The sequence below is a fragment of the Kitasatospora sp. NPDC096077 genome (assembly GCF_040303245.1).
Classification (GTDB): Bacteria; Actinomycetota; Actinomycetes; order Streptomycetales; family Streptomycetaceae; genus Kitasatospora.
This window is the reverse complement of the sequence record NZ_JBEOSV010000082.1, coordinates 14,105-38,217: the sequence shown is the minus strand read 5'-3', so window position 1 is coordinate 38,217 and position 24,113 is coordinate 14,105. Positions and strand designations below refer to the sequence as shown.

Annotated in this window: 20 protein-coding genes; 9 read left to right on the top strand and 11 right to left on the bottom strand. The window is 72.7% G+C overall.

What is annotated here, in order from left to right:
- Positions 1-163: 163 nt before the first annotated feature.
- Positions 164-379, bottom strand: coding sequence for a DUF6243 family protein (locus tag ABTZ03_RS38870; protein ID WP_350517938.1), 216 nt, complete (start codon positions 377-379; stop codon positions 164-166).
- A gap of 138 nt (positions 380-517) precedes the next feature.
- Positions 518-1,099, bottom strand: a complete 582-nt coding sequence (locus ABTZ03_RS38865; RefSeq protein WP_350517934.1) for a TetR/AcrR family transcriptional regulator — start codon at positions 1,097-1,099, stop codon at positions 518-520.
- A gap of 125 nt (positions 1,100-1,224) precedes the next feature.
- Between ABTZ03_RS38865 and ABTZ03_RS38860 the strand changes: the two genes are divergently transcribed.
- Positions 1,225-2,178, top strand: coding sequence for an NADP-dependent oxidoreductase (locus tag ABTZ03_RS38860; protein ID WP_350517937.1), 954 nt, complete (start codon positions 1,225-1,227; stop codon positions 2,176-2,178).
- Between the two features lie 56 nt (positions 2,179-2,234).
- Here ABTZ03_RS38860 and ABTZ03_RS38855 read toward each other — a convergent pair whose 3' ends face one another.
- Positions 2,235-5,327 (bottom strand): amino acid adenylation domain-containing protein, encoded by a 3,093-nt coding sequence (locus tag ABTZ03_RS38855; RefSeq protein ID WP_350517933.1) that lies wholly within the window; start codon positions 5,325-5,327, stop codon positions 2,235-2,237.
- Between the two features lie 611 nt (positions 5,328-5,938).
- Between ABTZ03_RS38855 and ABTZ03_RS38850 the strand changes: the two genes are divergently transcribed.
- The 3 genes from ABTZ03_RS38850 to ABTZ03_RS38840 are packed head-to-tail and all read left to right on the top strand — an operon-like array spanning position 5,939 to position 10,688.
- Positions 5,939-7,018 carry a GNAT family N-acetyltransferase gene (locus ABTZ03_RS38850; RefSeq protein WP_350517932.1) on the top strand — a complete coding sequence of 360 codons (1,080 nt, stop codon included), beginning with the start codon at positions 5,939-5,941 and terminating at the stop codon, positions 7,016-7,018.
- Entirely contained in the window at positions 7,015-8,190 is a 1,176-nt protein-coding gene (locus ABTZ03_RS38845; RefSeq protein WP_350517931.1) for a LuxE/PaaK family acyltransferase, read from the top strand. Before ABTZ03_RS38850 ends, ABTZ03_RS38845 begins: the two co-directional genes overlap by 4 nt.
- Positions 8,187-10,688 carry an acyl-CoA reductase gene (locus tag ABTZ03_RS38840; protein WP_350517930.1) on the top strand — a complete coding sequence of 834 codons (2,502 nt, stop codon included), beginning with the start codon at positions 8,187-8,189 and terminating at the stop codon, positions 10,686-10,688. The genes ABTZ03_RS38845 and ABTZ03_RS38840 overlap by 4 nt, the downstream gene beginning before the upstream one ends.
- Positions 10,689-10,791: 103 nt before the next feature.
- Here the strand turns inward: ABTZ03_RS38840 and ABTZ03_RS38835 are convergent, their stop codons facing one another.
- Both ABTZ03_RS38835 and ABTZ03_RS38830 read right to left on the bottom strand, forming a co-directional pair.
- Positions 10,792-12,045, bottom strand: coding sequence for a phenylacetate--CoA ligase family protein (locus ABTZ03_RS38835; protein WP_350517929.1), 1,254 nt, complete (start codon positions 12,043-12,045; stop codon positions 10,792-10,794).
- A gap of 161 nt (positions 12,046-12,206) precedes the next feature.
- On the bottom strand, positions 12,207-12,842 hold the full coding sequence (locus ABTZ03_RS38830) for a TetR/AcrR family transcriptional regulator (RefSeq protein ID WP_350517928.1): 636 nt from the start codon (positions 12,840-12,842) through the stop codon (positions 12,207-12,209).
- A gap of 147 nt (positions 12,843-12,989) precedes the next feature.
- Between ABTZ03_RS38830 and ABTZ03_RS38825 the strand changes: the two genes are divergently transcribed.
- Together ABTZ03_RS38825 and ABTZ03_RS38820 are read left to right on the top strand one after the other, a co-directional pair.
- Positions 12,990-13,748: an SDR family NAD(P)-dependent oxidoreductase gene (locus ABTZ03_RS38825; protein WP_350517927.1), complete on the top strand. Its 759-nt coding sequence runs from the start codon at positions 12,990-12,992 to the stop codon at positions 13,746-13,748.
- A gap of 134 nt (positions 13,749-13,882) precedes the next feature.
- Positions 13,883-14,425, top strand: a complete 543-nt coding sequence (locus ABTZ03_RS38820) for an alpha/beta fold hydrolase (RefSeq protein ID WP_350517926.1) — start codon at positions 13,883-13,885, stop codon at positions 14,423-14,425.
- 44 nt (positions 14,426-14,469) lie between these two features.
- Here the strand turns inward: ABTZ03_RS38820 and ABTZ03_RS38815 are convergent, their stop codons facing one another.
- Entirely contained in the window at positions 14,470-16,158 is a 1,689-nt protein-coding gene (locus tag ABTZ03_RS38815) for a DUF885 domain-containing protein (protein ID WP_350517925.1), read from the bottom strand.
- A 21-nt stretch (positions 16,159-16,179) separates the two neighbouring features.
- Positions 16,180-17,595, bottom strand: coding sequence for an aspartate ammonia-lyase (gene aspA / locus ABTZ03_RS38810; protein ID WP_350517924.1), 1,416 nt, complete (start codon positions 17,593-17,595; stop codon positions 16,180-16,182).
- 129 nt (positions 17,596-17,724) lie between these two features.
- Between aspA and ABTZ03_RS38805 the strand changes: the two genes are divergently transcribed.
- A complete protein-coding gene (locus ABTZ03_RS38805) occupies positions 17,725-18,174 on the top strand; it encodes an Lrp/AsnC family transcriptional regulator (RefSeq protein ID WP_350517923.1) in 450 nt (149 codons plus the stop codon).
- 43 nt (positions 18,175-18,217) lie between these two features.
- Here ABTZ03_RS38805 and ABTZ03_RS38800 read toward each other — a convergent pair whose 3' ends face one another.
- The 3 genes from ABTZ03_RS38800 to ABTZ03_RS38790 are packed head-to-tail and all read right to left on the bottom strand — an operon-like array spanning position 18,218 to position 21,145.
- Positions 18,218-19,078 (bottom strand): DUF3592 domain-containing protein, encoded by an 861-nt coding sequence (locus ABTZ03_RS38800; RefSeq protein WP_350517936.1) that lies wholly within the window; start codon positions 19,076-19,078, stop codon positions 18,218-18,220.
- A 39-nt stretch (positions 19,079-19,117) separates the two neighbouring features.
- The gene (locus ABTZ03_RS38795) at positions 19,118-20,230 is read right to left on the bottom strand and encodes a hypothetical protein (protein WP_350517922.1); all 1,113 of its coding nucleotides are present in this window, start codon (positions 20,228-20,230) and stop codon (positions 19,118-19,120) included.
- 33 nt (positions 20,231-20,263) lie between these two features.
- The gene (locus tag ABTZ03_RS38790; RefSeq protein WP_350517921.1) at positions 20,264-21,145 is read right to left on the bottom strand and encodes a LysR family transcriptional regulator; all 882 of its coding nucleotides are present in this window, start codon (positions 21,143-21,145) and stop codon (positions 20,264-20,266) included.
- A gap of 99 nt (positions 21,146-21,244) precedes the next feature.
- On the opposite strand from ABTZ03_RS38790, the gene ABTZ03_RS38785 reads away from it, so the two are divergent.
- Positions 21,245-21,991: an SDR family oxidoreductase gene (locus ABTZ03_RS38785; RefSeq protein WP_350517920.1), complete on the top strand. Its 747-nt coding sequence runs from the start codon at positions 21,245-21,247 to the stop codon at positions 21,989-21,991.
- A 127-nt stretch (positions 21,992-22,118) separates the two neighbouring features.
- Here ABTZ03_RS38785 and ABTZ03_RS38780 read toward each other — a convergent pair whose 3' ends face one another.
- The gene (locus tag ABTZ03_RS38780) at positions 22,119-23,285 is read right to left on the bottom strand and encodes a serine hydrolase domain-containing protein (RefSeq protein WP_350517919.1); all 1,167 of its coding nucleotides are present in this window, start codon (positions 23,283-23,285) and stop codon (positions 22,119-22,121) included.
- Between the two features lie 161 nt (positions 23,286-23,446).
- Between ABTZ03_RS38780 and ABTZ03_RS38775 the strand changes: the two genes are divergently transcribed.
- Positions 23,447-24,028, top strand: a complete 582-nt coding sequence (locus tag ABTZ03_RS38775) for a TetR family transcriptional regulator (protein ID WP_350517918.1) — start codon at positions 23,447-23,449, stop codon at positions 24,026-24,028.
- The last annotated feature ends 85 nt before the right edge of the window (positions 24,029-24,113 follow it).

The window sequence follows — 24,113 nt, the reverse complement described above, 5'->3', positions numbered from 1 at the left end:
CTCCCTATCTTTACGTCCAGTACGAGGCCGACTCGGGCGCACGCCCAGCCGGGCGCCCAACGCCGCGCGCTGATCCGCCAAGATCGGCCGGACAGGGCCTAGTCGGCCCGGACCGCGCGTCGCGGTCCGGGCCCTGCCGCGTGCCCCCTGCGGCGGCGGTGCGTCAGCTCTGTGCGGTGTCGTCGCCCGTCTGCGCGGCGTCTTCGGCCGTGCCCGCCTTGTCGCGCATCTTTCGCACCAGCTCCGCCTTCTGGTCGGCCGCACCCTGGCGGTCGAGGTTGCGGTGCGGACCGTTGTTCTGCCGTTCGGTGCGGGACAGCCTCTTGCGCTGGCCGCCACCCATGCCCACGGGGTTGTTGATGTTCTTGCTCACGGTCAGGGTCTCCGGTCAACGATGTGAAGTGATCTACGGAACGTTACCCGGGTCCGTCGACCCCACCTACCAGCCTTTTCGCTCCCCCGGCGTCGGCCGGGCCTTCGCCACCCGCCTGTGGCTGTCGCTCCCGTGCTCCCGGACTCAGTGCGGTCTGAGGCCGTCCATGAGCAGGTCGAGCAGGCGCTGGGCCTGTGCGGGTTCTCCGGACCTGGCGGCGACGGCGAGCATGCCGAGGATGCCGGCCGAGACGTCGTCCGCGCGGGCGTCGGGGCGGATGTCCCCGGTGGTGGCGCCGGCGTCGAGGATCGTGGTGATGGCCGACAGGAGCTCCTGTCGGGTGTGGGCGAGGGAGATCTCGCCGGAATCGATCATGGCGAGCAGGGTGTCGGTCATGCCGTGCTTGGTGGCCTGCCATTCCGCGAACAGGTCCATCCACAGGCGCAGCGCCCGGGCGGGCGGGTGGTCGGCGAGCAACTCGCTCGCCCCGGCGGTCAGTCGGACGACCTGGTCCTGGTAGACGGCGTCGACGAGGGCTTCCCGGGTCGGGAAGTGGCGGAAGACGGTGGCGACGCCGACGCCCGCCTGTCGGGCGATCGCGCGCATCGACGGCTCGGTGTCGGAGGTGGCGAAGGCGCGGGTGGCCGCCGCGAGCACGGTCTCGCGGTTGCGCGCGGCGTCGGCGCGCAGCGGCTGGTGGGCTTCCGGGGACGGTTCGGCGGTCATGTCTAAACGGATCACGTTCCATTTGAGTCGGTCGTCGGGGTAGTCTAAGCCCGAGTCAAACGGAACGCGTTCCGATTAACCTTGGAGGGGACCTCATGTCCGAACCCGCTTCCGCGCCGGGCACCATGCGCACAGTGCGTTTCCACCAGAACGGCGAGCCCGCCGACGTCCTGCGCCTGGAGACCGCTCCCGTGCCCGAGCCGGGACCCGGCCGCATCCGGGTCGCCGTGCACGCGTGCGGACTGGCCCCGGCCGACTGGGCGCTGTGCCGCGGGCTCTTCCCCGGGACCCTGCCGCGCGGCATCGGCTGCGACGTCTCGGGCATCGTCGAGGCCGTCGGCGCGGGCGTCACGGACGTGGCCGTCGGCGACCGGGTGTTCGGCACCGCGGACTTCACCCGCCAGCCGAGCGCCGGCGCGGCGGACCGCGCCGTGCTGGACCACTGGTTCGCGGTGCCGGAGGGCCTGGACCTCACCCGGGCCGCCGCGCTCCCGATGGCGCTGAGCACCGCATCCTGGCACCTCGCGCGACTCGGCTCGATCGCGGACCGCACGGTCCTGGTCAACGGTGCCGGAACCACCATCGGCCACGCGGCCGTGCAGATCGCCCTCGTCCGCGGGGCGCGGGTGATCGCGACCGCCGGACAGACCTACGCCGAGCGGTTGCGCGACCTGGGAGCCACGGTGGTCGGCTACGGCGAAGGCCTGACCGAACGGGTCGAGGCCCTCGGCGTCGGCCGGGTCGACCTCGCCTTCGACACCGCGCCGCCGAGCGGCGCCCTGCCCGAACTCGTGAAGGTCGTCGGTGGCGATCCCCGGCGTGTGCTGACCTGCTCCGACCTGGCCGCAGCGCCGGAGCTCGGGGTGCGCGACACCTTTCACGAAGACCCCGCGAAGCGGACCGACGACGAACTCTTCGGCGCCTTCCCCGAGTTCGCACAGCTGGCCGCGGAGGGCAGGTTCTCCGTGCCGGTGGCCGGAACCTTCCCCCTCGCGGACTGGCGCAAGGCCCTTGAGATCAGCCTGACCGGGCATGCCCACGGGAAGCTCCTGCTCCTGCCCGCCGGCGGCGCCGACTGACGGCCGCCCCACCGCCCGCCGCCTCGAGCGATCGTCGGGGCGGCGGGTGCGCGGGCCTACCGCAGGGCCGTCGGGGCGGGGGCGGCGGGTGGAGGGAAGTACCCGGTGCGGCGGAAGGAGCGGATCATGTTGTCCAGGAGGACCCGGTCGACGGGCGGGCAGCTGATCCCCGACCCCGCCAGGCCGGCGTCGGTCCTGCTGTGGTCCATCCGGGGGAAGTGCGCGGACAGCTCGGCCACCGTGATGTCGCGGGTCGCGGCCGGATTGGTGAACAGCGGCTCGAACGGGCCGAACGGGTGGTCGGGGTTGTCGGCCAGGTGCCGGGCCATCGTCCGGGACCACTCGCGGTAGGGGACGGCGCGCACCGGGTAGCCGTGGGCGCGGAGCCTGTCCAGGAGGGCGTCGAGCAGGCCCGCGCGGGGGTTGACGACGTGGAAGGTCCGGCCGCGGGCGGGCTGGGTGAGGCTCAGGTGGGCGACGGCCCGGGCGACGAAGTCGGACGGTACGAGGTTCAGCGGCAGGTCCGAGTCGGGGGCCAGGCCCAGTTCGACGATGATCCTGAAGAACTGGGAGATCGCCGCGGCGGGGTCCCAGGTGTGGGTGACGGTGTCCCCGCAGATGTCGTACGGGCGGTAGATCGCGGTGGGAAGCCCCCGGGCCGCGGCGTCGCGGATCAGTTGCTCGGCGACCCACTTGCTCTCCCAGTACCCCGTCGACAGCAGTTCGACGTGGTCGACCGGGGTGTCCTCGCTGAGGTGGTGCACCCCCAGGGCGTCGATGCCCCCGGCCACGCCCACGGTGGAGACGTAGTGCAGCGGGATCGCGCGGCGCGCCGCGAGGGCGATGATCTCGCGGGTGCCGTCGACGTTCGGCGCGCGCAGCTGCTCGTAGGGGTAGAGGAAGTTGACGTGGGCGCCGCAGTGGTGGACGGCGTCGGCGGTGGCGGCCTGGTGCTCCCAGTCGGCGTCGGCGAGGCCGAGGCGGGGGAGGGCCAGGTCTCCCGGCAGGGGGTGGACGCGGTCGTCGGGCAGGGCGCCGGCGATGGCGTAGCGGGCCCGTGCCCGGGCGAGGCGCTCGCGGGCGTGGCCGGTGTCGCGCGCACGGACCAGGACGTGGACGTCGGCGTCGGTCCTGGTCAGCAGCTCGTCGAGCAGGCGTGCGCCCAGGAATCCGGTGCCGCCGGTGAGCAGGATGGTGCGCGGGGCCCGCCAGCGCGGGACGGGAGGTTCGGCGAGGACGGGCGGCGCGTCCCAGGCCAGGTCCTTGCGCCACCTGTCGGCGGTCGCGGTGCTCTGCGCCGGCCCGGCGACGATGCGCTCGACCGCGGCGGTGAACGCGGCCATCGTCGGCTCGGCGAGCAGGGCCGTGACCAGCCGGTAGCCGTGTGCGCTGCCGATCCGCAGGCGGTGCTGCAGGCGGATGACCAGCTGGGCCGCGTGGAGCGAGCTGCCGCCGCAGTCGGTGAAGCTCCCGGCGCCCGCGGCCGTTCCCGGCAGTGCGGCGGCCCATGCCTGGGCCACCGCCTGGCGGGTCGATTGCGGTCGGGCGCCGTCGTCCGGGGTGTCCGGGGTGTTCGGCCTGTCCGGCCTGTCCGGCCTGTCCGGTGCGATCGGCACGTCCGGCCGGGGCCGCGCAGCGAGGAGAGCGGCGCGGTCGACCTTGCCGCTGGCCAGGAGCGGGAGCCGGTCCAGCACGGTGATCACGGCCGGGACCATGTAGGCGGGGAGCCGCTCGGCCAGGTGCGCTCGCAGCTGCGCCTCGGTGGGCGGCGCGTCCGGGTCCCGGCCGGCCGCGTGGGCGGCCAGGTACCTGCTGGTGTCGTCCTCGTGGGCCAGCACGACGGCGTCGGCGACGCCGGGGTGGTCGACCAGGGCCGCGCGGATCTCCTCCGGCTCGATCCGGAAGCCGCGCACCTTGACCTGGTCGTCGCGCCGCCCGCGGAACTCGTACAGCCCGTCGGGTCTGCGGCGCACGAAGTCGCCGGTGCGGTACAGGAGTTGTCGGCCGCCGCCGCTACCCTCCCGGTCGGCCCCGCCGTCCGGGGCGACGCGGAAGCGTTCGGCGCTCTCCCGCGGGTTGCCCAGGTAGCCGCGGGCGACGCCGCCGCCCCCGACGTAGAGCTCGCCCTCCTCACCCGGCCCGGCGGGCGTGCCGTCCTCGCGGAGCACATGGCAGACGGTGTCGGCGACGGGGCGGCCGATCGGCACGGCGGTGGCCCGCGGGTCGAGGTCCCGGATCTCGTGGGTGAGGCTGAAGACCGTGGTCTCGGTGGGGCCGTAGCAGTTGAGCAGGTGCAGCGGCCGCCCGTGTGCCAGCACGCGCCGCGCCGCGTCGGGGCGCATCGTCTCCCCGCCGGCCAGGACGTACCGCAGGCCGGTGAAGGTCTGCGGACGCTCCCTCGCGACGTGGTGGAAGATGCTCGCGGTCAGCCACATGACGCTCACGCGCTCGCGCTCGACGCGTCGGTGCAGCTCGTGGGGGGCCAGCAGGACCTGCTGCTCGACCGGCACCAGGCACGCGCCGTTGAGCAGTGTCGCCCAGATCTCCAGGGTGGACGCGTCGAACGACAGCGACGCGGCGTGCAGGACCCGGTCGTCGGGCCGTACGTCCATGAACCCGTTGTCCAGCGCGATCCGCGCGACTCCCCGCTGGGGTGCGGGAATCGCCTTCGGTTCCCCGGTCGACCCGGAGGTGAACATCACATAGGCGGGGGTCGCCGCGGCGTCGGCCGCACCCGGCAGCTCCGGCGGCTCCGGCGCCCCGGAACCGGCGCCGCCGTCCGCCAGGACGTCCGCGAGGTCCACGACGTCGGCCCCGCCGTCCACCGGCACGTCGGTGCCGGGCAGCCGGACGACCAGCCCCGCCCCGGCGAGCCGCAGCATCGCCCGCACCCGGGCCGGCGGGAGCACCCCGTCCACCGGCAGGTACGTCGCCCCCGCGTAGACCACCCCCAGGATCGCCAGAACGGCGTCCGCGCCGCGCGGGCCGGCCACGCCGACCACCGCCCCGGGAACCACCCCCCGCCGCCGCAGACCGCGCGCACACCGCTGCGCGCCACCGGCGAGCTCGGCATAGGTCCACCGCCGCCCGTCGGCGTCGATCGCCACGTTCCCCGGACGCCGCCGGGCCTGCTCGTCGAACAGTTCCACGAGCGGCCGGCTCCACAACGATGATCCGGACACAGCACTCCCTACAGCACCGAAACACCACAACACCACCGAACCGGACCCGGACCCCCGGACCCGGGAACGGCCCGGCGCCGGGCCCGACGCCCGACACGGCCGACCCTCTCCCGCCGCACACCGCCGAGGGGCGCCACCCTCCCCGCGCACAGGAGCACCCGCAGCACGGCAAGAGCCCGTGCGCACACGGTCCCTGCGCCCGGCGCGCGCAGGTCGTCGAGAAGCATCACCGGGCAGCCCGCAACAGCTGGGCCAATCCGTGACGATCGGTCGACGAATGACCGGACAACGTTCAGCCGAAGTTCATCGGTTCAATTTCAACCATATTTCGGGGGCCTGTGATTCTCGTCGCATCCGCGCCCTCTGACGGCCTTTTAGCACCATGGCGGCCTGGTGCGCCGATGCGTGGCGTTAGTGTGGTGGAGCGGCAATGTGGCTGCTCCGACCGGGCATGCCTACTTGCGACTTAAGTTTCTTTCGTGGTGCGCGCGCGATGAACCGTGTTCGCGCCGCCTTTTGGGAGAGGCGACTTGGCCCTCGAATTCATACCGGCCCGTCTTGATGACGTGGACGGTCTCTTGACGCTCTATCGCCAGGTGTACGGGCGGAGCTACGCGCTGCCGCTCGGCACCGACCCCGAGGTGATGGCCCGTGAGATCACGGCGCCGGACACCACCTGGCTGGTGGCCCGGGAGCCCGGCGGCGACCGGCTGTTCGGGTCCATCCTCGGCACGGTCGACCCGACCGCGAGGATCGGCAAGCTGCAGGGTCTGGTGATCCATCCCGACGCCCGCGGGCTCGGCGCGGCCAACCTCGCCGTGCAGCAGCTCGCCGACCAGCTGCTGACCGGCGACCACCCGGTCGACTCCGTGTACGCGACCGCCCGGACCGACACCACCGCCCCGCAGCGCATCTGCCTGAAGTCCGGCTTCCGCGCGCTCGGCGTGCTGCCGAACCTGCGCAAGGCCGCCTGGCACGAGACCATGGTGCTGCTGGCCAAGCACCGCGCGGGCGTGCTGGAGCGGCGCCTTCCGGTGCACAAGGTCCCGGCCGCGCTCGGCGGGCTGGTCCGGGCGCTGGCGGACGTGCCGGGGCCCGCGCAGCCACCGGAGCTCGTGGACGAGCCGCTGCCCAGGCCGCGCAAGGGCGGGAGCGTCGTCCGGGAGCTGGAGTTCATCGACGCGCCGGCCTTCGTGAGCCGCCGGTTCGGCGGGCTGGGGGAGTCCTTCTACCCGTTCCACGAGCCGAACGTCATGCTCTCCGCTGCCGACGGCGCCTACGAGGTGTACGCGCACCTCAGCCCCGCCGACGGGTACTGCACGCTGATCGGCATCGAGCTCGCGGAGATCGGCGAGGAGCTCGACACCGTCACCGACCGGCTGGCCGCGCACGGCGCCCGGTACATCGAGGCCCTGGTGCCGCTGGACAGCTACCACTCGCTGCGCCGGCTGCTCGGGCACGGCTTCCTGCCGGTGGCGGCCTACCCGGCGATGCGCCGGGAGGGCGAGGGCTTCCGCGACTACGTGGTGCTGGCCCGGATCCTGCAGCCGCTGGACTTCCGGGGCCTGGCCATCGACGCCGCGTTCCAGCCGTTCACCGAGCAGTACATCGAGCTGTGGAAGCAGCAGCACCTCGACACCCACGGGATATTCCAATGAACAAGTACCTCCAACCGGTCTCGGTACCGGACCCCGAAGCACTCGCCCACGTGCAGCAGTTGGCCGACCTGGCCGAGCCGTACCGCGTCGGGGACGACGTGGACGCCCTGTTCACGGCGGCGATGAACGAGATCAACGCCTGGCACGCCGAGCGCTCGCCCTTCTTCGGTCGGCTGTGGGCGGCCGAGGGGCACACCCTGGAGTCCGTCGAGGACCTCCACCGGCTGCCGTTCGTGCACGCCAACTTCTTCAAGCTGCACGAGGTGCTGTCGCTGCCGCGCGAGGACTCGCTGCTGACCCTGACCTCCTCCGGCACTACCGGCCAGAAGTCGCAGATGGCCTTCGACGACTTCACCCTGCGCAACGGCCAGCGGATGGTCGCCCGGGTCTTCGACCACTACGGCTGGATCACGTCCGAGGGCGACGAGCCGGTCAACTACCTGCTCTCCAACTACCAGCCCCGGCCGGGCCTGAACCTCGGCACCTCGTTCACCGACGAGTACCTGTGCCACTTCGCCCCCGTCCGCTCGGTCGAGTACGCGCTCAAGCACACCGGCAGCGGCCACGAGTTCGACCCGTTCGGCTGCGTCCGCGCGCTGATCCGCTTCGCCGAGGAGGGCGCGCCGGTCCGGATCCTCGGCTTCCCCGCCTTCCTCTCCTTCACGCTGGACCGGATGCGCGAACTCGGCCTGCCGCCGCTCCAGTTGAACCCGGAGTCGCTGGTGGCCTTCGGCGGCGGCTGGAAGGGCGAAGCGGACAAGCAGGTCGCCAAGCCGGAGCTGTACCGGCGCATCCACGAGCAGCTCGGCATCCCGGACGAGCGGATCCGCGACGGCTACGGCGCGGTGGAGCACTCCGTCCTGCACATGGAGTGCCCCAACCACCGTCTGCACGTCCCGGTCTGGGCCCGTCTGCTGGTCCGCGACGTGCGCACGCTCCAGCCGCTGCCGTACGGCGAGAGCGGCTACCCCCAGTTCATCTCGCCGTACATCACCTCGGCGCCGGCCCAGTCCGTGCTGATGGGCGACCTGGTCACCCAGCACGCGCCGGAGGAGTGCGGCTGCGGCCTGGCCACGCCCTGGTTCGAGGTGCTCGGGCGGGCCGGGCTCAGCCGCAACCGCAGCTGCGCCGTCGCCGCCGCAGAACTGCTCAAGACCGAGGGGAAGAAGTGACTCAGCACTACTGGCAGGGCGCGTGGGTGGACGACGCGGAGGCGGCGGCCCGCCTGGAGCGCCTCGACGAGTACGCCGCCGGCGCGCTGGCCGAGCGGCTCAGCCCGATCACCGTGCTCGCCGCCTGCGACCGCCTGGCCGTCGCGCTGGCCGACCCGGCGAGCGAGCACTCCGTCCGGCTGGCGGGTCTGCTGCGCGAGGCGGGCGTGCCCGAGGACGAGACCTCGCGGACGATGCGCGACCTGATCGAGGCCCTGTCCCGGGAGGCGCTGGAGGCCAAGCTGACCCGCGAGCTCGGCGGCTCCGACCCCGGGCGGCTGGCGCGCTTCGACTTCCGCCGGGAGATCTTCGAGGGCTGGCTGCCGGTCGGCCTGCTGGTGCACATCGCGCCGGGCAACGCACCCGCCGCCGGGGCCTTCACCGTGATCGAGGGCCTGCTCGCGGGCAACCTCAACGTCGTCAAGACCAGCGGCCGGGAGCGGTTCACCCACGAACTGCTCGCCGCCGTCGCCGAGTTCGACGAGACCGGGGCGATCGCCCGGCAGATCGTGGTGCTCGGCTTCCCCTCCTCGCGTACCGACTGGCTCCAGCGGCTGTGCGCGGCCGCCGACGCCGTCGCCGCGTGGGGCGGCGAGGAGGCGATAGCCTCGATCTCCGCGCTGATACCCGCCGGCTGCCGGCTGGTCGACTGGGGTCCGAAGCTCTCCTTCGCCTATCTGACGGCCGACGCCTGGTCCGCCCCCGAGACGCTGGACGGCATCGCCGACGACATCTGCCGCCTCGAACAGCAGGCCTGCGCCAGCCCGCAGGTGGTGTACCTGGACACCGAGGACGAGGACGAACTCTTCGCCTTCGCCGAGCGGTTCGCCGCCGTGCTCGCCGCCCGCGCACCCGCACCGCACGACCGGGACCCGCTGGAGAGCGCCGAGATCACCAACACCGTCCTGGTGGCCCGGCTGGAGGAGCACCTCGGGCTCACCAAGGTGCACGCCGCCCCCGACGCGAGCTGGCACGTGCTCGCCGACACCCGCAGCGCGCTGCGCGCCTCGCCGCTGCACCGCACGGTCTGGGTCAAGCCGCTGCCGCGCAAGCGGATCGCCGAGGTGCTGCGCCCGATGCGCCGCTACCTGCAGACCGCCGGGATCGGCGCGAGCCGCACCGACACCGCGGAGCTGGCCGGTGCCGTGCTGGCGGCGGGCGTCCTGCGGGTGACGGTGCCCGGCGGAATGCTCGGCAGCTACGACGGCGAGCCGCACGACGGCGTGTACGCGCTGCAGCGCTACAGCCGCCGGGTGGACGTCCAGCTGGACGGGCGGTTCGCCGGCGACGCCTGCCTCGACGACCTGGTCGGTGCGCGTGAACTCACGCCCCCGGCGGTCGCGGTGACCGTCAAGACCGAGTTCGAGCGGCTGCAGACCGACCTCAGCCGTGCGGAGGTCTTCTTCCGCAGCGGCGGCAGCTCCGGCGCCCCCAAGCTCTCCGCGTTCAGCTGGGACGACTACCACGAGCACATGCGCTCCGGCGCGGAGGGCCTGCTGGCGGCCGGGTTCGACCCGCGGACCGACCGGTCGATGAACCTCTTCTTCGGCGGGCAGCTGTACGGCGGGTTCTCCAGCTTCTACTCGGTGCTGGAGACGCTCGGGGCGGTCCAGTACCCGATGATGGCGCAGGACGACCACGCGGCGGTCGCCCGCTCGGTGGTCGAGCACCGGGTCAACACCCTTTTCGGCATGCCGAGCTACCTGCTGCGGGTCTTCACCGAGGGCGCGGACCTGTTGCGCGAGTACCGCGGTGTGCGCAAGCTGTTCTACGGCGGCGAGCACTTCCCGGCCCGCCAGCGCGAGTGGCTGCGCGAGGAGTTCGGGGTCGAGCTGGTCCGCGCCGGCGCGTACGGCAGCGTGGACGCCGGCCCGCTCGGCTACCAGTGCCCGGACGCCCCGGACCGGGTGTACCACCTGTTCAGCGGACTGCACACGCTGGAGATCCTCGACCGCGAGGCGGACCGGCCCGCGCCGGCGGGTGAGGCCGGGCGGCTGGTGTTCACCGCGCACACCCGGCGCGGGCAGCGGCTGGACCGGTACGAGATCGGCGACCTCGGGCGCTGGCTGACCGAGGACTGCCCGTGCGGTCGGCGCACCCCGCGCTTCGAACTGCTGGGGCGCTTCGGCGACATCTTCCGCAGCGGCAGCTACTTCCTCAACTACCGGCGGTTCGTGGAGGTCGCGGAGGAGCGGCTGGACCACCACGGCGCGCTGCAGATCCTGCTGGACGAGGACGACGACGCCAACGAGAGCCTGACCGTCCGGCTGGAGGGCCGGCCGCAGGACGCGTCGGGCGCCCGGGAGTTCCTGGACGGGTACCCGGACCTCGCGGCGGCGGTGGAGCTGGACCGGCTGGTGGAGCTGCGCGTGGAGCGCGTACCGGCCGCGGACTTCGCGCAGACGGCGGCGAGCGGGAAGCTGCTGGCCGTCGTGGACCGGCGGCCCCGCAACAGCTGACGTTTCCTGACGTTCTCTGACGGTCCGGCAGGGGCGTGGGTTTCGGTTTCCCACGCCCCTGCCGGTTTCCCACGCCCCTGTCGGCTCCCCGCGAGCCAGGACGTCAGTTCGCGCGCTGGTCGACGAGCCGGATCAGCTTGCCCGTGCGCGGGTTGACGTCCAGTCCGTCCGGGCCGACCCACTCGAAGGCGAGCGGGTGGATGTTCCCCTGCCGGACCTCCGCGCCGAACATCGGCCGGGCCTCATCCAGCACGGCGAGCAACTCCCGCTCGAAGTCGGCCGACCGGGCCGGGCCGGCCAGGCGCAGGAGCAGTTCGTCCTTGGCCTCGCGGTGCCGGAGCACGACCTGGAGGTCGCCGACCACACCCCGCCGGTCGGCCCGGGCGGCCATGGCCCGCAGGTCCTCCAGATAGACGGTGACCACACCGACCCGGGCACCCTCCTCGGAACGGCCGAGCAGCCGGAAGCGGCGTCGCGGGTAGTCGACCCACTCGGCGATGTCGCCGACCGGGTAGCGGATCACCGGCATCAGGCGACGCACCAGGTCGGTGGCGACGACCCGGCCCGCACGGCCCTCCTCGGTGATCGGCTCGCCGGTCTCCGGGTCGAGCAGCTCGATCACCTTGTCGGCGGTGAACACCTCGTGCACCCGGGTGTCCGGCTCGTCCGCCACCGGCCCGGCCAGGATGCCCGCGTCCACGCTGGCGTAGCCGATCGAGCGGACCAGCGCGTTCGGGAAGGCGGTGGCCATCAGCGCCAACTGGTCGCCGTAGAAGGCCTCCCCGGCGAACAGTGCCAGCCGGACCTGCGGCAGCGTCCCCACGGTCTCGGCCACCCGGCGGGCCAGCCGGCAGAGCGAGGTCGGCGGCGCGGAGATGACCGTGGCGCGGAAGTCGCTCAGGGTCTCGACGGTGAAGTCCAACGGTGCCGCGCCGCCGATCGGCAGCTGCACCACCGGGACGGGCGACTCCTGGAAGGCGTTGAGGGTGAAGACGAAGCTGGAGTACAGCTCCCCGGCGTAGAACAGATTGGCCGCCCGGTCGCCCGCGCGCACCCCGGCGGCGGGCAGCCCGTCGGCGAAGCGCCGGGCCATCGCACGCCACTCGTCGCGGGTGTAGACCGAGACGCGCGGCGCGCCGGTGGTGCCGCCGGTCTTGAAGACGATGCCGTCCTGGTGCGGGCCGGTGAGCAGATCGCTGCTCTCGATGCCGTGGGCGCCCCAGTAGGCGCTGTGGTCGATCAGCGGCAGCGCTGACAGGTCGGCGACGTCGTCGGGCAGTCCGGCGTAGAGGTCGCGGTAGAAGGGCGAGTGCTCGCGTACATGGGCCAGGAGATCGGCCAGTTGAGGGTGAGTCATGTCATCCAAACCTGCGGTGTGATTACCCGCTGATCGTATCCACCTCGCCGCAGGCCGGGACCACCGCACCACCCACGCCGCAGCCGGACCACGGGGACAACGGGGCAGGGTGGCGGGGGCCTACGGTTCGCGCCGGCGGCGTACGAAGGCCGGCTCGTGGATCAGGCCGGTCGATCGGAGGCGTAGCGGGCGAGCGTGGTCTCCACCGCCTGCTCGACGGCGTGGCGGATGTCGGAGGCTGTGGGGTTCCAGTCGGTCAGCAGCATGCGGGGCCACAGGACGTAGTTGGCGATCATCCCGAGGAACTGGTTGGCGGCACTCTCGGCGTCCGGGACGTCGGCGTTGCCGGCCTCGTGCTCCGCCTCCAGGTAGCGCTGGACCGAGGTGAAGTAGGGCAGCTTGCCGAGTTGGAACTGCATCCGCCCCAGTTCGGGGAAGCGGGGCAGTTCGGCGATGACGATGCGGAACAGGGCTGTCATGCCGGGCCGGCCGATCAGGTCGGCGTAGCGGTGGCCGATGGAGGTCAGGCCGGAGCGCAGGTCTCCGACCTGGGGTCGCGCGCCGGCGTCTGCGGCGTCACGCTGCCAGGACTCGGTGACGATGGCCTCGAAGAGGGCTGCCTTGGTGGGGAACTGCTTGAACAGGGTGGACTTCGAGACCGCCGCCCCTTCGGCGATGCGCGCGAGGGACGTGCCGTCGTAACCGCGGTTCAGGAAGAGGTCCGTGGCTGCGGAGATGATCGCCTCACGCTTCTGCTGGGCGAGACGTCGGTGGTGTGCGGAGAGCTCTGCTGCCATGCGTGCAGTATGCCCCAGATCCGAGGCGAGTCACTTGACTCGCCTCTCTTGGCCTGCCTACGCTGCCATGGAAAGGCGAGTCGAGTGACTCGCCTCGGATGGCGGTGCCCGATGCCTCTCCGGCGCCGTGTGATGAGGGAGTAGCGGATGACAGCCGACAGGACCGCCCTGGTGACCGGTGCGAACCGTGGTCTGGGCCGGAGTACGGCTCTCGCGCTGGCGGCGCGCGGGATGCGGGTCGTGGTCACTCATCGCGGTGATGCGGCCGGGGCCGAGGAGACGGCGCGGCACGTGCACACTGCGGGTGGGACCGCTGCTGTCCTGCGTCTCGACATCAGCGACGTCTCCTCCTTCGGAGCCTTCACCTCCGAGCTGGCCGCACTGCTCGAGCGTTGGGGGGCCTCGCGGCTCGACGTCGTGGTCAACAACGCCGGCGTGGGTGTCTTCGGCCCGCTGGAAGCCGTCACGGTCGACGACTTCGACACGGTGTTCGACACGAACGTGCGGGGCACGTTCTTCCTCATCCAGTCGCTCGTGCCGCTGCTGGCGCAGGATGCCCGGGTCATCAACGTCTCGTCGTCGTTGACCCGCCACACCAGCCCCGCGACCTCGGTCTACTCCGCCTCGAAGGCCGCCGTCGAGGCCCTGAGCCGCACCCTGGCCGCAGAACTCGGCCCCCGGGGCATCCGGGTCAACTCCATCGCCCCGGGGCCGACCGCCACCGACTTCAACGGCGGCGCCATGCGGGACGACGCCGGGATGCGCCAGGTACTGGCCGGGCAGACCGCGCTCGGCCGGGTCGGCGAACCCGAGGAGATCGGCGACGCCATCGCCATGCTGGCGTCCGACGGCCTGCGCTGGATGACCGCCCAGCGCGTCGAGGTCTCCGGCGGCGCCCTCCTCTGACCGACCCGGCCCTCTCGAATCCGGCGCCCGTGGCTGTCTCCCACTTCCGGTCGTGGCGCCGCTGAACCGTGGGCCCTCCGGTATTCGGACGGGGTCAGCGGGGCGGTCGGCTGGCCGTGCACCGCCCCGAACGCGTGCTGACCCTGACCGCGATCATGACCGGCCCGATGGGCCACAGCGCGGGCCCGGCCTGGGCGCGCGCCATGGCCGGCCAGGCACCCGACCCGAGCGACCTGCCGCCGCCCGCGGCACGCTTCCTGACCCACCTTGCGCAGCGCGCCGCCCTCCCGCAGGGGACTCGCGACGAGTACGTCACGGCGAATCTGGAGACGTGGCGTGTGCTCAACGGCGACGTCCTTCCGTTCGACGAGCCGGCCGCTCGGCGTTTCACGCAAGCCTCCTTCGACCGGACCGGCGACCACACCGCGGCCCTCAACCATGACCTGGCCGGACGTCGGATGACCGAGGACCGTCGGGTGCCGCTGTCCTCGATCAAGGCCCCGACACTGGTCGTGCACGGCACCGAAGACCCCCTTCGCCCGCTCCCGCACGGCCGCGCCCTCGCCGAGGAAATCCCGCATTCCCGATTCCAGTCGATCCCGGGAATGGGACACTCATTGTTCTCGCCCGGACTTCCTCGGCGGATCGGCGAAATCATTCGCGAGCACATCGCATAGCGAGTGGAACGTCGAGCGGGGCTGCCTGTTCCCCGTCAGGCGGGTCAGAGCGCCGCCAGTGCCGCCTCCAGGTCGTCCAGGCCCAGCGAGCCCTGCCGCAGCGCCGTCATGTGCCAGCGCTTGAGGTCGAATCCGGCGCCCTGGCGGCGGCGGGCCGCCTCGCGGCCGGCCAGCCAGGCGCGCTCGCCGAGCTTGTAGCCGATCGCCTGGCCCGGGCGGCCGAGGTAGCGGACGATCTCGCTGTCCAGGTGACCGGGGGTCAGGCCGACGTACTCGCCCATGAACGCGGTGGCCAGCTCAGGGGTCCAGCGCTCGCCCGGGTGGAAGGGGGAGGCGACCGGGATGGCGCTCTTCAGGTGCATGCCGATGTCGATGATCACGCGCACGATCCGCATCATCTGCTTGCCCAGGTAGCCCAGCCGCCGCCCGGGGTCGGTGAGGAAGCCCAGCTCCTCCATCAGCCGCTCCGCGTACAGCGCCCAGCCCTCCACGTTGGCGCTGATCTTGCCGAGGGTCACCTGGTAGCGCGACAGCTGTTCGGCGGCCGCCGTCCAGGAGGCGAGCTGTAGGTGGTGGCCGGGCACGCCTTCGTGGTACCAGGTGCTGACCAGTCGCCAGCTGCGGAACGTCTTCTGCTCCTCGCCGGCGGCCACCGGCAGGAAGGCCCGGCCCGGGCGGCTGAAGTCCAGGCTCGGGCTGCTGTAGTAGGGAGAGGCGGCGCTGCCGGGCGGGGCGATCCGGGTCTCGACCCGGCGCAGCGGGCCGGCGATGTCGAAGTGGCTCCCGTCGAGCGCGTCCATCGCCTCCTCCAGCAGCGCCTGCAGCCAGTCCCGCATCGCCTCGGCGCCCTGCACCCCGTGTCCGTGCTCGTCCAGGTGGGCACGGGCCTGCTGGACGGTGCCGCCGGGCAGGATCTGCGCGGCGGCGGTCCGCAGCTGGGCCCAGACCCGGTGGAACTCCTCCCAGGCCCAGCCGTAGGCCTCGTCGAGGTCCAGGTCGGCGCCGGTGTACTGACGGGCCATCACCAGGTAGCGCTCGCGGCCGACCGCGTCCGGGGTGCCCTCGGCAGCGGGCCGGTAGGTCTCGCGCAGCCAGTCCCGCAGCCCCGCGACGGCGGCGGTCGCCTCGTTCGCGGCCGCCGCCAGCTCGGGGCGCAGCCGCTGCGGGGCCGGGGCGACGAGGTCGCCGAACCAGCCGGGGCCGCCGGCCGGCCCGCCGGTCCAGCCGGTGAGCTGGTCGGCGAGCACCTCGGCCTGGCGGGGCGCGGCGAGCAGCTTGCGGTCGATGCCCTCGTTCAGGGTGGCCCGGTAGCCGTCCAGCGCGGCGGGCAGCTTGCGCAGCCGGCCGAGCACCGGCACCCAGTCGTCCTCGGTGGCGGTGGGCATCATGGTGAAGATGCTGCGCAGCGCGTGCATCGGCGTCTGCAGGTTGCGCACGGCGCGGAAGTGCTCGCCGGCCTCGTGCACCCGCAGCTCGGCGGTCAGTCGCTCGCGCAGCAGCCGGGCGCAGGTCAGCTCGGCCGGGTCGGCCTCGCGGTCCGGTCGGGGGAGGGCGTCGAGCCGGGCCAGGGTCTCCCGGGCGAGCCGGGCGCCCTCCTCGGCGCCGTCCGGCGACAGGTCGGGCAGCCGGTCGTCCTCCGGCGCCAGGCCCAGCCAGGTGGAGACGGACGGATCGACGACGGCGACCCGGGTGACGTGGTCGTCGGCGATCCGGCGGGGAGTCGCGGGAGACATCGGCAGCTTCATTTCGGTACCTCAGTTGCTGTGCGGGCGGGCGAGGTTGTCGGGGTGCAGGATCTCACCCAGCTGCTCCTCGGTGAGCAGGCCCCGGCCGAGTACCAGGTCGTGGACGGAGGTTCCGGTGGTGAGCGCCTCCTGCGCGATGCTGGTGGCGTTCTCGTAGCCGATGTGCGGGTTGAGCGCGGTGACCAGGCCGATCGAGCGTCCGACCAGGTGGGCGAGGTGCTCGCGGTTGGCGGTGATGCCGGCGACGCAGCGCTCGGCCAGGGTCAGGCAGCCGGCCCGCAGGTGGGTGATGCTCTTCAGCAGGCTGTGGGCGATGATCGGCTCGAAGGCGTTGAGCTGGAGCTGTCCGGCCTCGGCGGCGAAGGTGACGGTGAGGTCGTTGCCGATGACCTCGAAGGCGATCTGGTTGACCACCTCGGGCACCACCGGGTTGACCTTGCCCGGCATGATGCTCGAACCCGCCTGCACGGCGGGCAGGTTGATCTCGCCGAGGCCGGTGCGGGGGCCGGAGGAGAGCAGCCGCAGGTCGTTGCAGGTCTTGGAGAGCTTGACGGCGACCCGCTTGAGCACCCCGGAGAGCTGGACGAACGCGCCGGCGTCCTGGGTCGCCTCGACCAGGTCGCCGGCCACCTCCAGGGATATGCCGGTGATCGCGCCGAGGTGGGCGCAGGCGGTGGCCGCGTACGCGGGGTGGGCGTTGAGCCCCGTGCCGATCGCGGTGCCGCCGAGGTTGATCTCGCGGATCAGGGCGCAGGCCTCGGCCAGCCGGCTGCGGTCCTCCTCCAGCATCACCGCGAACGCGGCGAACTCCTGGCCGAGCGTCATCGGCACGGCGTCCTGGAGCTGGGTGCGGCCCATCTTCAGCACGTCGGAGAACTCGGCGGCCTTGTCGGCGAAGGCGTCGCGCAGTACCGCCATGGCCGACAGCAGGCCCTGGGCGGCGAAGTACAGCGCGATCTTGACGGCGGTCGGGTAGACGTCGTTGGTGCTCTGCCCGGCGTTCACGTCCTCCAGCGGGTGCAGCTCGCGGTACTCGCCCTTGGCGTGCCCGAGCAGCTCCAGCGCGCGGTTGGCGACCACCTCGTTGGCGTTCATGTTGGTGGAGGTGCCGGCGCCGCCCTGGATCACGTCCACCACGAACTCCTCGTGGAAGCGGCCGGCCCGGATCTCCTCGCAGGCCGCCACGATGGCCCGGGCCTTGCCGTCCGCCAGCAGGTCCAGGTCGCGATTGGCCGACGCCGCCGCCTGCTTGACGCAGGCCAGCGCGTTGACCAGCTCCGGGTAGGCCGAGACCGGGGTGCCGGTGATCGGGAAGTTCTCCACCGCCCGCAGGGTGTGGATGCCGTAGTACGCGTCGGACGGGACCTCGCGCTCGCCGAGCAGGTCGTGCTCGACGCGGGTCGACGGCTGGAGGGCAAGCTGCATGGCGGTGTCCGTTTCGAGGGTGCGGGGTGCGGCGCGATCGGCGCCGGCCGCAAGATTACGGCGAAACAGCCGCAATGGGGTTGCAAATCACTGCCCGGATCGCGGTCTTCAGTGGTACATAATGCCGCTGTGGACCCAATCGACAGAAGCATCTTGCGCGAGCTCCAGAACGACGGCCGGCTGACCAACCAGGAGCTCGCCCAGCGCGTCGGCCTGACCGCCTCGCCCTGTCTGCGCCGGGTGCGCCAGCTGGAACTGGACGGCGTGATCGAGGGCTACCGGGCGATCGTCAATCCCCAGGCCATCGGCCGCAGCTTCGAGGTCCTGGTCTCGATCGAGCGCGACACCCGCTCGGTCGCCGAGTTCGAGGAAGCCCTCCTCGCCATCCCCGACGTGGTCGAGGCCTACCGCCTGATGGGCAGCCCCGGCTGCCTGGTCCGCGTCGCGGTCGCCGACCTGGCCGCCTACGAGAAGCTGTGGACCGAACGCCTCACCCGGCTGCCGGGCGCCACCGCCGTCAACTCGCAGATCATCATGAAGCCGATCAAACAACGCGACGGCCTCCCGGTGGACCGCTGAACCCGCCCGCCGGCGGACGCCGGGCGGGCTCGGCCGCACCCGGTCACAGCTTGACCGCCCCCACCACGGCCGCCGTCGCCACGACCAGCAGACCCACCGCGTTGACGGCCATGTCCAGCTTCCAGGAACGGCGTCCGGCCTCGACGTCCAGGACGAAGACCGCCGGGTCGTCGGGGGCGTAGTGGATCGTGACGTCCAGGCCCCGTGCTCCGGCGGCATCGGGCAGGTTGGACTCGTAGTAGGCCGTGACGGCCCGGCCGTCGAGGGTGGTGAAGGCGAGGACCGGCACCAGGCGGCTGGAGGTGTACCCGTCGTCGTCGACGGTGACGCTCTTGAGGACGGCGACGAAACGCCCGGGTACGGCGGCCATCGCGGCCAGCCGGTCGAGGCGGCGGTTGCGGTCGCGGATGTTCCCGGGCAGGTGGTACGCCCCGGAGAGGGCCCACGGTCCGCAGAAGCCCAGCAGGGCCCACGGCCAGCCCCGGTCGATCGCGAGGACGGTGACCGGACCGGCGTAGCAGAGGAGGAGCGCGAAGGTCGGCCAGCCGAGCCCGCGGCCGCCCTCGGAGGGGTCGTTGACGAACCGGTAGGCGTGGGGCCTGCCGCGCGGGTAGCGGACTCCGATCTCCCGGCCCGTCCAGGCCACGCGGATCCGCTCGCCGCGCTCACCGTCGTTGGTGACGGTGAACTCCTGCCCGGTGGCCGGGTCCTGGAAGGAGACGACCACGCCGATCCCGTCCTCCGGGGAGCTCCCGTGCCGGGGCTCGTCCACCCGCTCGATCCGCCCCCGCACCCGGACCGTCCGCTGCGCCCGGGTCATCCCGGCCAGCGACCGCCCGTAGCCGACGAGCGCCGCCGCGCCGAACACGCCGCACCAGGGGACCAGGTATCCGTGCCAATCCATCCAATCCATCCGACTCTCCTGCTCTCGTCCGGGGGTGCCTCAGCGTGCGGTCCCGGCACGCCGCACCACGTCGCCCCGCCCGTCGGCCTCCAGTGACGCGGTACCCCCGGGCCCGGTCACGACGACCCTGATGACGAGGGAGCCGGTGAGGCGCTCGGCGGTGATCTGCCAGGTCTGTGGGGAGCCGGCGCCGAGGGCGGTCGCGGCCTCGTCCACCAGGGCGGGGAAACGGTCGTAGGGCAGCGCCCGGGGGTCGAACGCCGGGGTCTGCGGGGCGCCGGTCGGCGCGAACACGACCGACAGCAGGCGTTCCCCGACGACGACGGTGAGCGCCTGGCGCGCGTCCCCACCCTTGGTGAGCGTGTCGACGGCCCGGCCCAACTCGCCCTTGTCGAGGAACGACTGGCCCGCGCCCAGGGTGACCGTTCCGGACGCCGACGTGACGACCGTGGTCGAGGAGGCGGTCGAGGACGTGGACGACGACGCGGACGGGACGGACGGCGGCGGCTGCGCGCTGTCGTCCCGGCCGAAGAGGTCCGCGCGGAAGAGCAGGACCACGGCCGCCGCGCCGAGCAGCAGGCCGAGGAGCACGGCGAAGCCGAAGGCACAGCCCTCCGGGGGCGCGGCCACGGTGGTCGTCGCGGACACCGGTTCGAGGTGGGCGGATGCCGCCCGCTTCTCCCACGGCGGCGTCGGCCGTTTGACGATGCGTACCCGCCACGGCCGGTCCGGGGGGTACTCGACCACCACGACACCGCGCGGCCGGTAGTCGGGCAGGTCGACGAGGTTGATGTCCTGTGTGGTCCCCACCCGGAACGCCGGCCCGTCGTCCGGTACGACGGTGAGCTCGAAGCGCACGGGCACGTCGCTCGACTCGCCCCGGACGGCCTCCAGGCTCTCGATCCTCGCGAGCGCCGTGCGGTGCACGACCGCCGCCTCCCGGGCACGCCTGGGCATGCCGGCGAGGAACAGCAGCAGCCCGTAGACCGTGGGCACCACCAACCCCGCGACGAACAGCGGTGCGTTCTCGACGACGGTGCCCACGACGAGCGCGGCGAGTGACGCCCCGACCACACCACCGGTCAGGAACCCGCGGGCGCACGCGACGGGCGTGTTGTGAGTGGCCGGGGGAGTATGCGTGGTGGTCGTCACACGAGCGATTGTGCTGGGTCGGAGTGACGGCCGCTAGACCTTTGTTCGTTCTCCCAGCGTCCGTGCGACGTCTTCCAGCGATCCGAGCAGCGGGTTGGGGTCGTCGGCGCGGGTGACGAGCACGGTCTCGCAGGGATCGGCGTCGAGGACGGGCACCAGGGCGATGTCCTCGCGTACGGCAGGGCGTCGGTCGCCGGCCGGGAAGAGCGCGACACAGTGGCCGGTGGCGATGAGTTCCAGCTTGTCCTCGTAGCTGTCGTCGATCGCGGGCGGGGGCGGTGCCGGGCGGTCGCCGACCGGCTTGGGCGTGCTCCAGACCACCGGAGTGCTGACGCAGGTCACCAACTCCTCGTCCGAGAGGGCTCGCAGGCTGACGGATTCCTCGTTCGCCAGATGATGACCTGCCGATGTGACGAGTACCCGCGACTCCTCGTGGAGCTTGGTCACCCGGAAGCCCCCTGCGAACAGGCGCAGGGGCAGGGGCCGGTAGGCGACGAGGGCGTCGATCCGTCCCTCGGCGAGGGCGTCCGTGTCCCGCCAGTCGAGGTGCCGGGTGCGGACCTGGCTGTCGGGGTGCCGGCGGCGCAGTTCCTGCACCCAGGCGGTGACGACCAGTCCTTCGGCGTAGCCGACGGTGAGGGTACGGGGCTGGACGGCGGCCCTGGCGGCGCGAGCGGCCTGCTCGGCCTCCTGGAGCAGGATCCGGGCCCTGGGGAGGAAGGCCCGACCGGCGTCGGTGAGGCTGCTGCCCTGCGGCGAGCGGTCGAGGAGCCGGACACCGAGCTCGGCTTCCAGCCGCTGGATCTGGCGGCTCAGCGACGGCTGCGCCAGGTGCAGCCTGGTGGCGGCCCGGCCGAAGTTGCCGTACTCCGCCACGACCGTGAAGTAGCGCACGAGCCGCAGATCGACGTCCATCCGCCCAGGGTACGTCGTGCGCCGTCATGCGCCCGGGGCATGGCGGCATGCGGAACAGGTCTTGGACGCGGTGCGCGGGTGGACATTTGACTGGAGGACATGACCACTTACGACGGCAAGAAGATCGTGATCACGGGCGGAAGCAGCGGTATCGGCCTGGCCGCGGCCCGGTTGTTCGCGGCCGGTGGGGCGCACGTACTGATCACCGGCCGCACCGGTGCCACCTTGGACGCGGCCTTGGAGCAGTTGGGGAACAGGGCGATCGCCGTCCGGAGCGACACCGCGTCCCTGAAGGACGTCAGGGCGCTGGCGGGCACCGTCCAGGAGCGGTTCGGCACGGTGGACGCGCTGTTCGTCAACGCCGGCGTCACCGCGTCCGCGCCGTTCGACTCGACGACGGAGGAGATGTACGACGAGCTGTTCGGCATCAACGTCAAGGGCCCGTACTTCACCGTGCAGGCCTTGGCGCCGCTGTTGCGCGAGGGAAGCGGTGTGGTCCTCACCACGTCGGTGGTGAACGTCCTGGGCCTCGACGCGCTCAGCGTCTACTCGGCGAGCAAGGCGGCCCTGCGGTCGATGACGCGCACCCTGGCCCGCGAGCTGCTCCCGCGCAAGGTGCGCGTCAACGCCGTGAGCCCCGGCCCGATCGACTCGGGCATCCTGGACCGCTCCTCGCTGCCCGCCGACGTCGTCGAGGGGATGAAGGACACCTACCGGAGCACCAACCCGATGCAGCGGCTGGGGACGCCCGAGGAAGTCGCCGCCGCGGTCGCGTACTTGGCGTTCGACGCGACCTTCTCGACCGGAGCGGAGTTCCCCGTCGACGGAGGGGCCTCGCAACTCTAGGCGCTGTCCGGCCGAGGCGCTCCGACGGCCGAGCGGAACACGACGACCGCCCCGAGCGCCCCCGGCCGACAGGGCGTGTCTGACAATTCCCGCCGGGCGCGCGAATTGTCAGACGCGCCCCAGGCGTTCATCGTGCGGCGGCGGCCGCGTACAGGGCGCGGATCAGGCGGTCGTTCTCGGGTGCGGCCGCGGCGGGGAACGGGGTGCGGCGGCGGGTGTAGCCGTAGGCGATGCCGTTGCGGGGGTCGGCGAAGGCCTGCTGGCCGCCCGCGCCGCTGTGGCCGAAGGAGCCCTGGCCGAGTTGGGGGTGGTACTCGGCGGTGGCGTGGAAGCCGATGGTGAACGCCTTGTGGACGCCGAGGACCAGGTCGTGGCCGGAGGACTGGATCTGCCCGGCCAGTGCGACGGTCTCCGGCGCGAGCAGGGGCGGCGTCCCGTCCAGCGGCCCGATCGCCGCCGCGTACATCCGGGCCAGGCCGCGCGCCGAGGCGACGCCGCCGAAGGAGGCCGTCCCCGAGGTGCGGACCGCCGGGATGTTCGGCAGCTCCCACACCGCGGGGTTGCGCGGGTGGTGGCGGTTGAAGGCGATGCCGGACAGGCTGTTCGGGGCGCCCGCGTCGGCCGCCAGGGCGGCCAGCCGCTCGGGGGTCGCCGTCATCGGCAGGGCGTCGAGGAAGCGGTGCTCCTGCGCCGCGGCCAGCCCGAGGTGGAAGTCGACGCCGTAGCGGTCGCGCACCCGCTCGGCGAACAGCGCCTGGACGCTGCACCCGGTGGCGCGGCGCACCACTTCGCCGCTGAGCGCCGCCGCGACCAGCGCGTGGTAGCCGAACGCGGTGCCCGGCCGCCAGTACGGGCGCTGCGCGCCGAGGCGCTCGGCGACGGTCCGGTCGTCGGCGAGTTCCTCGGCGCTGAAGCCGCCGTCCGTGCCGACCAGGCCGGCCCGGTGGGCCAGCAGCTCGCGCAGCAGGAGGTCCCCCTTGCCGTGCGCAGCGAACTGCGGCCAGTAGTGGCTGACCTTCCGGTCCAGGTCCAGCACGCCGTCCTGGACGAGCGAGGCGACGACCAGGTGCGCGGCGCCCTTGGACGCGGAGTACGCGCCGAACAGCGAGTCCCCGGTGGTCTGCGGACCGGTCCACAGGTCCACGACGCGTTCGCCCCACCGGTAGGCCGTGAGCTGCGCGGCGTGGTCGCCGCCCTCCTCGGCCGCGACGGCGGCGAACTCCGCGCGCACCGGCTCGAAGCCGTCGGCCACCGTGCCCCGCACTGCGTTCTCGACCACGGTCCTGTCCTTCATCGTCGTGTCCTCCCGGCTCCGTGACGGCATGGGTGTCGGCGGGCGGCCGATTGGCCGACCCACTTAGCTACCAATGGTTACTTAATAAGTCGCGCCCGTCCAGCCCCGGACGCAAACCCTCGTGACGGGTGCCCGACGGCGGCCCTCGTATAGTCCTGACCATGGCCGACACCCCGACGACCCCCGCACGCCGGGGGCGCCCCGCACGGATCAGCCGCGAGCAGATCGTCGACGCCGCCGTCGCGGCCGGGAACCTCGACACCCTGACCATGCGGGAGCTCGCCACGCGCCTCGGCGTCACCCACGCCGCGCTCTACCGCTGGGTCGCCAACCGCGACCAACTGCTCGACCTCGTCAACGAGGTGATGGTCGAACGGGTCCTCCCCGCCGACGGCCCCCACGGCCAGGAGTGGCGGCCCTGGCTCGCCGACCTCGCCTGGGGCATGCACGACACCTTCCTCGCCCTGCCCGGCTACGCGACCCGGCTCTCCCGGCCGCACCGCCACACCGACTCGGCCCTCGGGCGGCTGCGCGCCGCCGTCATCGCGGCCTTCACCGACGCCGGCGTCCCGCCCCACCTCGCCGAACAGAGCTGGTACGTCTTCATCACCTCCGTCGTCGGCTGGCTCGCCGCCCAGGAGCACCCCCACGACCTCGGTGACGGCTCTCCCCGCTTCGACCTCTTCCTCGGCACGCTGCTCCGCGGCCTGCCCGCACGCGAACCGGGCGCCGAACGACGCTAGCGTCGTTCGGCGGGCGGGCCGCGGCAGTGCCAAGGGGTAGGCGAGGGGGGCGGCAGGAGAGCCGGGGGCGGGCGGGGTGGAGTGG